Origin of the sequence: Nocardioides conyzicola, from assembly GCF_039543825.1 — a bacterium.
GTDB classification, from domain to species: domain Bacteria; phylum Actinomycetota; class Actinomycetes; order Propionibacteriales; family Nocardioidaceae; genus Nocardioides; species Nocardioides conyzicola.
In genome coordinates this window covers 337,007-347,794 of the sequence record NZ_BAABKM010000005.1, presented here as the reverse complement: position 1 = coordinate 347,794, position 10,788 = coordinate 337,007, and the positions used below count along the sequence as shown (strand labels likewise).

Below are 10,788 nucleotides of genomic sequence, written 5' to 3'. Positions count from 1 at the left end.
TGAGGGACGTGCGTAGAGCAAAGATCGTCTGCACCCTCGGCCCCGCGACCTCGTCGCCGCGTCGGATCCGTGAGCTCGTGTACGCCGGGATGGACGTCGCCCGGCTGAACATGAGCCACGGATCCCACGAGGACCACGCGGAGGCGTACCGCCTCGTGCGGGAGGCCTCCGACGCCAGCGGCCACGGGGTCGGCATCTTCGCCGACCTCCAGGGCCCCAAGATCCGCCTCGAGACGTTCCCGGACGGGCCGGTCGTGCTCCGTCGCGGCCAGCCGTGGGTGATCACCACCCGCGACGTGCCGGGCGACGACACGATCTGCGGCACGACGTACAAGGGCCTGCCCGGCGACGTCAACGTCGGCGACCCCCTCCTCATCGACGACGGCAAGATCCGCCTCCGGGTCACCGGGGTCGTGGACGGCACGGACGTCCACACCGAGGTGCTGGTCGGCGGCAAGGTCTCCAACAACAAGGGCATCAACCTGCCCGGCGTCGCGGTGTCGGTGCCGGCCCTGTCCGAGAAGGACATCGAGGACCTGCGGTTCGCGCTGCACCTCACCGTCGACTTCATCGCGCTGAGCTTCGTGCGTGACGCGAAGGACGCCGACGACGTCCGCAAGATCATGGACGAGGAGGGCATCCACCTCCCGATCATCGCCAAGATCGAGAAGCCGCAGGCGATCGAGAACCTCGACGAGGTCATCAGCGCCTTCGACGGCTTCATGGTCGCGCGCGGCGACCTCGCGGTGGAGTGCCCGCTCGAGGACGTGCCGTTCCTGCAGAAGCAGATCGTGCGCAAGGCCCGCCTGCACGCCAAGCCGGTCATCGTCGCGACCCAGATGCTCGAGTCGATGATCTCGAGCCCCGCGCCGACCCGCGCCGAGGCCTCCGACGTCGCCAACGCGGTGCTCGACGGCGCGGACGCCGTGATGCTCTCCGGCGAGACCAGCGTGGGGGAGTTCCCCGTGCACACCGTCGAGACGATGGCCCGGATCATCACCTCCACCGAGGAGCACGCCATCGCCTCCGGCGACGGTGCCGGCGTCTTCGCCAAGATCGACTGGGACCCGCACACCCGCTCCGGCGTCATCGCCAAGGCGGCCGAGGAGGTCGCCGAGCGCGTCGAGGCGAAGTACGTCGTCGCCTTCACGACCAGCGGCGACTCCGCCCGCCGGATGTCGCGGCTGCGCGGCTCCGTGCCGGTCCTCGCCTTCACACCGGTCCCGGCGGTCCGCTCCCAGCTGGCGCTGAGCTGGGGCGTCGAGACGTTCCTGACCCAGATGGTCGAGCACACCGACGAGATGGTGCGTCAGGTCGACGACCAGCTGCTCCAGATCGGACGGGTCAAGGAGGGGGAGCTGGTGGTCATCATCGCCGGCGCCCCGCCCGGCATCCCCGGCTCCACCAACGCGCTGCGCATCCACCGGATGGGCGATGCCATCAACGAGGTCGCGCCCGCGTACAAGCGCCACCTCTGAGGTCGGGCCGGGAGGTGCTCCGGGCCCGACCTCAGAGCGTCAGACGACGGCCTTCTGGCCGCCGAACTCCTTGCGACCCCAGACCGCCCAGACGATGGCGGTGATGATCGAGAAGAGCACCGCGCAGACGATCCAGACGATCTTCGCGACCGTGCTCGCCGAGGAGCGCACGACCTCGATGATCACCCAGATGGCCGCGATCAGACCGATGATCCCAATGACTGTTCCCATGACCACTCCTCTATGTGTGCGGTCGGGTTGACCGGCAGTGCCCCGGGTGGGATTCGAACCCACACTGGACGGTGTTTGAGACCGCTTCCTCTGCCGTTGGGATACCGGGGCCGGACAGCGCGAGAACCTTAGCCGACCCCGACCGAGTGCAGGTCTTGGCTAAAGTCGATCGAACTACTACAGTTTCGTCCACGGGGGACTCGGGCAGTGGAGGTCGACATGTGGAAGCCGTGGCAGCAGGTCAGCGGATGGGGCCGCGCCAGCAACGAACGAGCCATCGGCAACGCGCGCACGGCCACGACGGTGCTCAGTCGCCGCCGGGTCGAGCGGGACGAGGTCGACCTCTACGTGCGGACCCGGCACGGGCACGAGCTGCCCGTGTCCGGGGCCGCCCCGCGTCCAGCCTGACGGACCGGACGGCGTACGACGGCGTCGGGCCGATAGCCTGCTGCCGTGACGCAGCCGATCGACCAGCCGATGCCCGGGACCGCCACCCGCCGCGTCGTCATCGCCGAGGACGAGGTCCTCATCCGGATGGACCTCGCGGAGATGCTCTCCGAGGAGGGCTACGACGTCGTCGGCCAGGCCGGCGACGGCGCCAAGGCGATCGAGCTGGCCGAGGAGCTCCGGCCCGACCTGGTGATCCTGGACGTGAAGATGCCGGTCCTCGACGGCATCGCCGCCGCCGAGCGGATCGCGAGCCAGCGGATCGCGCCCGTCGTGATCCTGACCGCCTTCTCGCAGCGCGACCTGGTCGAGCGGGCGCGTGACGCCGGCGCGATGGCCTACCTCGTCAAGCCGTTCAGCAAGACCGACCTGGTGCCGGCGATCGAGATGGCGGTGAGCCGGTTCGCCGAGGTCACGCTGCTCGAGGCCGAGGTCGCCGACCTCTCCGAGCGGCTCGAGACCCGCAAGGCCGTCGACCGGGCCAAGAACGTCCTGCAGGAGCAGCTCAAGCTCTCCGAGCCCGAGGCCTTCCGCTGGATCCAGAAGACCGCGATGGACCTGCGGCTGTCGATGCGGCAGGTCGCGGAGGGCGTCATCGACCACGGCCCGGGCCTCGCGGGCTAGCGCCGCGGCCGGCTCCACGTTTCCACGAGATCACGCTTCGGTAAAGCCTCGCGCCGACCAGGCCGGACACACCCACCTTGTGGCGCTTCACTCACCGTTCACCCCTAGACTGCCGTCCGAGCCCAGCCGGGTTCTGGATGGGAGGACCGAGTTGAAGTCTCGACACGTCGTCCGCGAGCGGTCGGTGCACAGAGGGGTGGCGGGGCTGATCCTCACGCTGCTGCTCGCGCCGTTGCTCGCGCTGATTTCCTCGGGCCCTGCCCACGCCGTGGACACGCTGTGTCTACCGGGCCCGGACAAAGCCTGCATCGCAGGCACCATCCGCACCGAGGACGGTCCCCTCGCCGACGTGAAGCTCACCGTCACCGACGAGGCCGGCACCGTCACCGAGGTCACGACCGGCGAGACCGGCAAGTGGAACGTCCAGGTCGACAAGGAGGGTCCGTACGTCGTCAAGATCGACGAGGCGTCGCTCCCCAAGGACCTCGACGTCGTCAAGGACAACGTGACCGTCAAGGCGAAGTTCGGCGCGACGATGCCGGCCCTGCTGACGGTCCGTACGGCGTCGTACAGCGACTCGACCAGCAAGTTCGACCAGCTGCTCCAGAGCACCGTCAACGGACTGCGCCTCGGCCTGCTGCTCGCGCTGGCGTCGGTCGGCCTGTCGCTGATCTACGGCACCACCGGGCTGTCGAACTTCGCGCACGCCGAGCAGGTGACGCTCGGCGGCATGCTCGGCTACCTCCTGATCAACGTGCACGGGCTGAACATCTGGCTCGGCGGCCTGCTGGTGGTGATCCTGTGTGCCTTCAGCGGCTACTTCCAGGACCGCGTGCTCTGGCAACCACTCCGCCGCCGCGGCCTGGGTCTGACCCAGATGATCATCGTCACCATCGGTCTCTCTCTGGCGCTCCAGTACGTCTACCAGTACCTGGTCGGCGCCGGCACGGTCCGCGTGGTGCAGGACAACCCCTCGGTGAGGGAGTTCGGCTCGGTCACCATCACCAACCAGTCCCTGGTGGCGATGGCGATCTCGATCGTCGTGCTCCTCGCCGTCGGCTACGCCCTGCTCCGCACCCGCGTCGGCCGCGCCACCCGGGCCGTGTCCGACAACCCGGCGCTCGCGTCGGCGTCGGGCATCGACACCGACAAGGTGATCCGCCTCGTGTGGACGGTCGCCATGGGCCTCGCCGGTCTGTCCGGCCTGCTCTACGCGCTGGTGGTCAACGGCGTCAAGTGGGACTCCGGCCTCCAGATCCTGCTGCTGCTCTTCGCGGCGGTCACGCTCGGCGGTCTCGGCACGGCGTTCGGCGCCCTGATCGGCGCGCTCATCATCGGACTGGTCGTGGAGGTCTCGCCGGTGGTCGGCATGCCGGGTGACTTCAAGTACGCGACCGCGCTGTTGATCTTGATCCTGCTCCTGCTCGTGCGGCCCCAGGGCCTGCTCGGCAAGCCGCAGCGGGTCGGCTGAGGAAGGGGACGGGCAATGGACACTCTCCAGGGAATTCTCAACGGCATGATGCGCGAGGCGATCTCGCCGCAGACCGCCGCTGTCGCGATCGCCGTCATCGGCCTCAACATCCACCTCGGGTTCACCGGGCTGCTCAACTTCGGCCAGGCGGGCTTCATGCTGCTCGGCGCGTACGGCATGGCGATCTCGGTGTGGCACGGCCTGCCGTTCGCGCTCGGCATCCTGCTCGGGCTCGCCGCGGCGCTGATCTTCGCCCTCGTGCTCGGTGTACCGACGCTGAAGCTGCGCGGTGACTACCTGGCCATCGTGACGATCTCGGCTGCCGAGATCCTCAGATACATCGGGCGATCGTCCCTGCTGTCGGACTTCACCGGTGCGGCGCAGGGCATCCCCGGCAGCCAGTACCGCGAGCCGTTCACCAACCTCTCGATCTTCGGCAGCGGCAGCTTCACGCTGATCCCGTTCAACTACGCAGACGTCGCCGACGGCGCCGCCTGGGTGCGGATCATCGGCTGGCTCCTGCTCGTCGCCCTGATCGTCGCGCTCGTCCTCGTGCTGCGGGGGAGGGCCGGCCTGGCCGGAGGCGCGAAGATCGGTGCGGCCACGGTCATCAGCGTCGTCGGCGTGTTCCTGCTGTTCTTCCTCTTCCCGGTCCCGGGCCAGTCGACCGGCGTCAACGGCTGGTGGGTCCGGGTGGTCGCCTGGACGCTGGTGGCCATCTCGACGTTCGTCGTGTTCCTGCTGGTGCGCAGCCCGTGGGGACGTCTCCTGCGAGGGGTGCGCGAGGACGAGGACGCGATCCGCTCGCTGGGCAAGAACGTCTTCTCGATCAAGATGCAGGCGCTGGTCATCGGCGGTCTCTTCGGTGCGATCGGCGGCATGATCTACGTGCTCCCGGCCAGCACCCAGCCGGACTCGATGGGTCGCACACTGACGTTCTTCTGCTACACCGCGCTCCTGATCGGTGGCGCGGCCACGATCTTCGGCCCGGTCCTCGGCGCGGTGATCTTCTACACCGCCCGGATCGGCATCAAGTACACCCTCTCGGCGTACGTCCCGTCCGACTGGATGAACAACCAGCAGACGGAGCAGTTCTCGTACATCGTCGTGGGTGTGGCGCTGATGCTGATCGTGATCTTCAGACCACAAGGCATCCTGGGCAACAAGAGGGAGCTGAGATTCGATGTCTGAGCACACGATCGCGCCGACCGGCCTCGCCGACCCGGCGGCCCGGCAGGCGATGACCGCCGGCTTCGACCCCGACCCCGGCGCCGCCAAGCCCGACCCGATCCTGGTCGTCGACAACATCGTCCGCCAGTTCGGCGGCATGACGGCGGTCGACGTGGGTCACCTCGAGGTGCAGCGCGGCCTGATCACCGCCCTGATCGGGCCGAACGGTGCCGGCAAGACGACGTTCTTCAACCTGATCACGGGCTTCGACCGGCCGACGTCGGCGAAGACCGGGGCGCATTGGTCCTTCGACGGGCGCAAGCTCGACAAGACCTCGGCGTCGAGCGTGGCCCAGGCGGGGATGGTCCGGACCTTCCAGCTCACCAAGGCGCTCAGCCGGATGACCGTCATCGAGAACATGATGCTCGGCGCCCAGAACCAGGCCGGCGAGAACCTCTTCAAGTCGATGTTCCATCCCGTGTGGCGTCAGCAGGAGCGTGAGATCGAGGCCAAGGCCGACGAGCTGCTCCAGCGCTTCAAGCTCTACGAGAAGAAGCACGACTACGCCGGCAGCCTGTCGGGCGGCCAGCGCAAGCTGCTCGAGATGGCGCGTGCGCTGATGAGCGACCCGAAGATGATCATGCTCGACGAGCCGATGGCCGGCGTGAACCCGGCCCTGACGCAGTCGCTGCTGGGCCACATCCAGTCGCTGCGCGACGAGGGCATGACCGTGCTGTTCGTCGAGCACGACATGCACGTCGTACGCCACATCTCCGACTGGGTCGCGGTGATGGCGGAGGGTCGCCTCGTCGCCGAGGGATCCGCCGACACGGTCATGTCCAACCCGGCCGTCATCGACGCCTACCTGGGCGCGCACCACGACACCGACCTCGGCGACGACGCGCTGCTGACCGACGAGGCCCTCGAGGAGATCGCCGAAGAGGTGGCCGCCGAGGATGCCGAACGCCAGGCCGACGAAGAGGCGGAGGGACTGCGATGACGTCGCTGCAGAAGGACGAGCCCGTGACGGACACGCGCAAGCCGGTCGTCGAGGCCAAGGACGTGGTCGCGGGCTACATCCCCGGGGTCAACATCCTCAACGGCTGCAGCCTCGTCGCGTACCCGGGCGAGATGATCGGCATCATCGGCCCGAACGGCGCCGGCAAGTCGACGCTGCTCAAGGCGATGTTCGGCCTGGTCAAGGTGCACTCCGGCACGGTGATGCTCGGCGAGCGTGACATCACCAACCTGCGCACCAACCAGCTGGTGGAGATGGGTGTCGGCTTCGTGCCGCAGACCAACAACGTCTTCCCCTCGCTGAGCATCGAGGAGAACCTGCGGATGGGGCTGTACCTGCGGCCCAAGAAGGCCCGCGAGCGCCTGGCCGCGATGTGGGACCTCTTCCCGGTCCTCCACGACCGCCGCAACCAGAGCGCGGGCGCCCTCTCCGGTGGTGAGCGCCAGTCCCTGGCCATGGCCAGGGCGCTGATGATGGAGCCCTCGGTGCTGCTCCTGGACGAGCCGTCCGCCGGCCTGTCCCCGGTCCGTCAGGACGAGACGTTCCTGCGCACCCGGCGGATCAACAAGACCGGCGTCTGCGTCGTGATGGTCGAGCAGAACGCGCGTCGCTGCCTGCAGATCTGCGACCGCGGCTACGTCCTCGACCAGGGCCGGGACGCCTACAGCGGCACCGGTCGCGAGCTGGCCAACGACCCCAAGGTGATCGAGCTCTACCTCGGCACGCTCGCCAAGGACGTCGACGAGGAGCGCGACTCGCACTGAGCAGCTGGCGACGCACGGAGCGTCGAGTGACGTGAAAAGGCCCCTGGGAGCAGCTCCCAGGGGCCTTTTCACGTCACTCGACGACGGTGGCGGCGTCGGTGAGAACGACGAAGGGCCCCGGACCGAGGTCCGGGGCCCTCCGCATCACGCGGTTGAGCTGATCAGTGGATCAGGGTCACTTGGAGCCCTCGACCGTGCTGGTGAGCTCGTTCTTGTTGTCGGCGTTGAAGGTGTAGATGCCGACGAACGCCGACGACGGGTCGTTCTCGTCGTCGATCGGACCGATGCCCGAAGGACCGGTGTAGTGGATCTCCGAGCCGTCCTTGAGCAGGGCGACGCAGTCGGCGTAGGTCTTGCACTCCTTGCCGTCGGTGGCACCCGAGACGGCCGCGTAGTTGTCGCGGACCGTCTGCGAGTCGGTCGCGCCGCCCTTGACCGCCGCGAGGGCCGCCAGGATGGTCGCGTCGTAGGACTCAGCGCCGTACGAGTAGTCCTTCAGGGCAGCGCCCTCACCGACCTCGGCCCAACCGCTGAGACGCTCCTTGAAGGTGGCGTCCGGGTCGGCACCGGGGATGGTGCCCTGAGCGCCCTTGAGGGTGCCCTTGGCGAAGTCCTTGCTGAAGTCCGACGTGTTGCCGTCGGTGAAGTAGGTCTTGGACATGTCCCAGCCCTGCGACTTCAGCTCCGGAACGATCGACTTGGTCTCGTCGAAGGCCAGAATGACGATCGCGTCGGGCTTCGAGGCGATGACGCCACTGACCTCGGACGAGAAGGTGGTCTGTCCCGGCGGGAACTCGTCGCCGTCACCCTTGCAACCGTAGGTGCAGGAGCCACCAGCGGCCTTCACCGTCTTCTCGACGACGTCACGCAGACCGGTGCCGTAGGTGTCCGCGAACACCAGGAAGCCGACCTTCGTGTAGCCGTCGGTGGAGATGAGGGTGCCCAGCGCGTTGCCCTGGACGCCGTCCGGCGGGGCGGTGCGGAAGTACCACGGCGAGTAGCCGCTGAGGTCGACGGCCGTGTTGGCCGGGGAGACCTCGGTGATCTTGTTGTCGGCGAAGGTGTCGACGACGTTCAGCGAGACGCTGGACGAAGCCGCACCGATGACCACGGACGGCTTGCTGGCGACGAGCGTGCCGGCAGAGGCAGTCGAGACCGACATGTCGCTGGAGTCACCGGAGTCCTGGACGTCGTGGCAGGCCTTGCTGCCGTTGACGCCGCCGGCCGCGTTGATGTCCGAGACGGCGAGGCCGACACCGGCGATCTCCGGGGGTCCGAGGAACGCGAGCGAACCGGTCAGCGGCAGGATGCCACCGACGCGGAACGAGTCTGCGCTGGTCTGGTTCGCGGCGCACTTGTCGTCGGTGAACGCGTCGGCAGCAGGGGCCGAGTCGGACGCCGTCGGGGTGTCGCTCGCTTCCGGCTTGGCGTCGCCTTCAGAGTCGGAGCCGCAAGCGGTCAGGGCGAGGCCGAGGACGGCTGTGCCCGCCATCAGCCGTACCCAGGTGGTCTTGGTTCGATTCACGGGGTGAACCTTTCTGTCGCGTTGATGCAGTACACCGCGCCCGCCCTCCCGAAAAGGTTGGGCATAGCCATGCCACCGTAGGTCTGGCCGTAGGGCGCAGGGTTGTACGGCACCCTGTCGTTAGCGAACCGTTACGTCAATGCTGCACAGTCAGTTGAGGGCGGCCACGACGGTCACGAGGAGCGGTGCCACGAGCAGCGCGGGCAGCAGGTCGGCGACGGGGACCTCGCGGATCCGGAGCAGCCGCATGGCGACGCCGACGAGGAGGAGCCCACCCGTGGCCGTGATGGCCGCGAGCTGCGCGTCGGGGAGCACGTCCCCGAGCCCGAGCCCGAGCAGCGTCAGGCTGCCCTGGACGGCGATGATCGTCACCACGCTGGCCGCCACACCCCAGCCGAAGGACGCCGCGAACGCGATCGCGGCGAACCCGTCGAGCGCCGACTTGAGGAAGAGCTGGTCCGCTCCGTTGCCCAGCCCGTCGTTGAGGGAGCCGAGGATGGTCAGCGGCCCGGTGCAGAAGATCAGGGACGAGACCACGAAGCCCTCGATGAACCGGTGCCGCTCCGCCGAGTCGGCCGCGCCGGACAGGCGACCCTGCAGCCAGCCCCCCAGGGACTCGACCCTCGACTCGAGGCGCAGCAACGAGCCCACGATGCCGCCGACCAGGAGGGCGCCCAGCACGATCAGCATCGGGGCGCTGTCGCCGACCGCGTCCGAGAGGTCGTCGTCCAGGACGGCCATCGCCGACGTGGCGGCGATCAGCAGCGTCACCAGGCCCAGCGAGTCGGTCACGACGTCCCGGGTCCGCACCGGCAGCCGGTTGCCCAGGAGCACGCCGATGACGCTGCCGGTCAGCACGGTAGCGACGTTCACGACGGTGCCGAGACCGGGGATCACAGGACTCCTCTGACAGGACGGGGACGCTGAGCGTAGTCTCTACCGCTGGAAGCCGCGTTCGGGGGACACGGAGGCACGGCAGACCTGTGGAAGGTCGGACTTAGGCATGGTGCGATGAACCGCTCCCTGGTGTCGCTCCGCTCGGTGAGCCCCAACGATGCGAGCCACCTGGCGGAGGTCTGGAACGACGTGATCCGCCGGGTCGGGCCCGAGGACCAGGCCCTCGACATGGAGTCCGTGATCGCCGAGGTGCTGGCGTCCGACTGCCAGCGGATCGTCGTGGCGGAGTACGACGGCACGTTCGCCGGCGCCGTCCACCTCGAGCACACGACGATGTCCGCGATCAACCGCGAGCCCGTCGTACGCGCGCTGTCACCGCACGTGCTCGCGCCGTACCGACGCCACGGGATCGGCACCGCGCTGATGGACTCGGCGGTGACCTGGGCCGAGGAGCTCGGAGTCGCGCACGTCGCCACGGCCGCGGTCGCCGGGTCCCGGGACGCCAACCGCTTCATGGCCCGCATCGCGCTGGGGCCGTACGCCGTCCTCCGGGTCGCCACCACCCACGCCGTCCGCAGCCGGCTCAGCGCGCACCGACGCCCGGTCAGCGCCGGCAACGGCCGCCAGCTCACCCAGGTGCTGGCCGCCCGCCGGTCCCTGCGCAAGAGCCGGGCCGGCGTCGAGGGCTAGGAGTCGAACCGCTCGCGCGGCAGCAACGCGCAGGTGATCCGCGACGTGCAGACCCGCTTGCCGCGGTCGTCGGTGATCACGATCTCGTACGCCGCCGTCGTGCGGCCGAGGTGGATGGCCGTCGCGACGCCGGTGACGGTGCCGGACGTCGCCGAGCGGTGGTGGGTGGCGTTGATGTCGATGCCGACCGAGAGCCGGTCCGGGTGGGCGTGCACCGCCGACCCGACCGAGCCGAGGGTCTCCGCGAGCACCACCGAGGCGCCGCCGTGGAGCAGCCCGTAGGGCTGGGTGTTGCCCTCGACGGGCATCGTCCCGACGACCCGCTCGGCCGAGATCTCGACGAGCTCGATGCCCATCTTCTCGTTGAGTCCGCCCATGCCCTGCGGCATGGAGGCGATGTAGTCGTCCACGCTCATCTCGTCGTTGCGCTCACTCATGGCGCCATCCTGCCTGTCGGCGGACGCCTATAGAGT

Annotated in this window: 12 protein-coding genes and 1 tRNA gene; 8 read left to right on the top strand and 5 right to left on the bottom strand. The window is 68.7% G+C overall.

All coding sequences use genetic code 11. The features are described 5' to 3' along the window. Positions 1-8: 8 nt before the first annotated feature. Positions 9-1,478, top strand: a complete 1,470-nt coding sequence (gene pyk / locus ABEA34_RS23340; RefSeq protein WP_345524160.1) for a pyruvate kinase — start codon at positions 9-11, stop codon at positions 1,476-1,478. A gap of 39 nt (positions 1,479-1,517) precedes the next feature. Here pyk and ABEA34_RS23335 read toward each other — a convergent pair whose 3' ends face one another. After that, complete coding sequence (locus ABEA34_RS23335; RefSeq protein ID WP_345524159.1) at positions 1,518-1,709, bottom strand: PLDc N-terminal domain-containing protein; 192 nt, start codon at positions 1,707-1,709, stop codon at positions 1,518-1,520. Between the two features lie 38 nt (positions 1,710-1,747). Then, a tRNA-Leu gene (locus tag ABEA34_RS23330) sits at positions 1,748-1,820 on the bottom strand. Between the two features lie 108 nt (positions 1,821-1,928). Between ABEA34_RS23330 and ABEA34_RS23325 the strand changes: the two genes are divergently transcribed. The 6 genes from ABEA34_RS23325 to ABEA34_RS23300 all read left to right on the top strand — a co-directional run bounded on the left by ABEA34_RS23325 (position 1,929) and on the right by ABEA34_RS23300 (position 7,203). Then, entirely contained in the window at positions 1,929-2,117 is a 189-nt protein-coding gene (locus tag ABEA34_RS23325) for a hypothetical protein (protein WP_345524158.1), read from the top strand. A gap of 69 nt (positions 2,118-2,186) precedes the next feature. Further along, positions 2,187-2,780, top strand: coding sequence for an ANTAR domain-containing response regulator (locus ABEA34_RS23320; protein ID WP_345524322.1), 594 nt, complete (start codon positions 2,187-2,189; stop codon positions 2,778-2,780). A 151-nt stretch (positions 2,781-2,931) separates the two neighbouring features. Further along, positions 2,932-4,251: a branched-chain amino acid ABC transporter permease gene (locus ABEA34_RS23315; RefSeq protein ID WP_345524157.1), complete on the top strand. Its 1,320-nt coding sequence runs from the start codon at positions 2,932-2,934 to the stop codon at positions 4,249-4,251. 15 nt (positions 4,252-4,266) lie between these two features. Further along, a complete protein-coding gene (locus ABEA34_RS23310; protein ID WP_345524156.1) occupies positions 4,267-5,442 on the top strand; it encodes a branched-chain amino acid ABC transporter permease in 1,176 nt (391 codons plus the stop codon). Then, positions 5,435-6,421 (top strand): ABC transporter ATP-binding protein, encoded by a 987-nt coding sequence (locus ABEA34_RS23305; protein WP_345524155.1) that lies wholly within the window; start codon positions 5,435-5,437, stop codon positions 6,419-6,421. The genes ABEA34_RS23310 and ABEA34_RS23305 overlap by 8 nt, the downstream gene beginning before the upstream one ends. Next, a complete protein-coding gene (locus ABEA34_RS23300) occupies positions 6,418-7,203 on the top strand; it encodes an ABC transporter ATP-binding protein (RefSeq protein WP_345524154.1) in 786 nt (261 codons plus the stop codon). Before ABEA34_RS23305 ends, ABEA34_RS23300 begins: the two co-directional genes overlap by 4 nt. 175 nt (positions 7,204-7,378) lie before the next feature. Here the strand turns inward: ABEA34_RS23300 and ABEA34_RS23295 are convergent, their stop codons facing one another. Both ABEA34_RS23295 and ABEA34_RS23290 read right to left on the bottom strand, forming a co-directional pair. After that, positions 7,379-8,728, bottom strand: a complete 1,350-nt coding sequence (locus ABEA34_RS23295) for an ABC transporter substrate-binding protein (protein ID WP_345524152.1) — start codon at positions 8,726-8,728, stop codon at positions 7,379-7,381. 150 nt (positions 8,729-8,878) lie between these two features. Beyond that, entirely contained in the window at positions 8,879-9,601 is a 723-nt protein-coding gene (locus ABEA34_RS23290) for a DUF554 domain-containing protein (protein ID WP_345524150.1), read from the bottom strand. Between the two features lie 138 nt (positions 9,602-9,739). Between ABEA34_RS23290 and ABEA34_RS23285 the strand changes: the two genes are divergently transcribed. Beyond that, entirely contained in the window at positions 9,740-10,315 is a 576-nt protein-coding gene (locus ABEA34_RS23285; protein ID WP_345524149.1) for a GNAT family N-acetyltransferase, read from the top strand. Here ABEA34_RS23285 and ABEA34_RS23280 read toward each other — a convergent pair. Next, positions 10,312-10,752, bottom strand: coding sequence for a PaaI family thioesterase (locus ABEA34_RS23280; RefSeq protein ID WP_345524148.1), 441 nt, complete (start codon positions 10,750-10,752; stop codon positions 10,312-10,314). The two genes, ABEA34_RS23285 and ABEA34_RS23280, sit on opposite strands and share 4 nt — an antisense overlap. Between the last annotated feature and the right edge of the window lie 36 nt (positions 10,753-10,788).

Coding starts and splice junctions, on each gene's coding strand:
- ABEA34_RS23335 (WP_345524159.1), bottom strand. CDS start 1,709: ATGGGAACAGTCATTGGGATCATCGGTCTGATCGCGGCCATCTGGGTG.
- ABEA34_RS23325 (WP_345524158.1), top strand. CDS start 1,929: ATGTGGAAGCCGTGGCAGCAGGTCAGCGGATGGGGCCGCGCCAGCAAC.
- ABEA34_RS23320 (WP_345524322.1), top strand. CDS start 2,187: ATGCCCGGGACCGCCACCCGCCGCGTCGTCATCGCCGAGGACGAGGTC.
- ABEA34_RS23310 (WP_345524156.1), top strand. CDS start 4,267: ATGGACACTCTCCAGGGAATTCTCAACGGCATGATGCGCGAGGCGATC.
- ABEA34_RS23305 (WP_345524155.1), top strand. CDS start 5,435: ATGTCTGAGCACACGATCGCGCCGACCGGCCTCGCCGACCCGGCGGCC.
- ABEA34_RS23300 (WP_345524154.1), top strand. CDS start 6,418: ATGACGTCGCTGCAGAAGGACGAGCCCGTGACGGACACGCGCAAGCCG.
- ABEA34_RS23285 (WP_345524149.1), top strand. CDS start 9,740: ATGAACCGCTCCCTGGTGTCGCTCCGCTCGGTGAGCCCCAACGATGCG.
- ABEA34_RS23280 (WP_345524148.1), bottom strand. CDS start 10,752: ATGAGTGAGCGCAACGACGAGATGAGCGTGGACGACTACATCGCCTCC.